Here is a 246-nt window from a genome sequence, read left to right as displayed (position 1 = left end):
CCTTGCTGATCAGTATCGGCCTGGCGGTTTCGCTGCTTGGCGCGCTGCTGTCCTGGGCGTTGCTGTGCGCCGAGATCCTCTTCGCCACGGCGCGGGACAAGACCATGCCGCGCTTTCTGGCCAAGGACCACACCATGCCGGAGTTCCTGCGCCGCGAGAACGCCAACCAGGTACCGGCCAACGCCCTGTGGCTGACCAACGCCATGGTGCAGATCTTCCTGGTGATCACGCTGTTTTCCAACAGCA

Annotated in this window: 1 protein-coding gene; it reads left to right on the top strand. The window is 63.4% G+C overall.

What is annotated here, in order from left to right; all coding sequences use genetic code 11:
• Positions 1-246 (top strand): amino acid permease (locus J5M58_RS27480; protein ID WP_207880655.1); only part of this gene is annotated, 246 nt, incomplete at both ends.

The sequence above is a fragment of the Pseudomonas sp. 32_A genome (genome assembly GCF_017490905.1).
GTDB classification, from domain to species: domain Bacteria; phylum Pseudomonadota; class Gammaproteobacteria; order Pseudomonadales; family Pseudomonadaceae; genus Aquipseudomonas; species Aquipseudomonas inefficax.
Note: the sequence above shows the minus strand (reverse complement) of the source record. Positions and strands in the feature narration are given on the sequence as shown.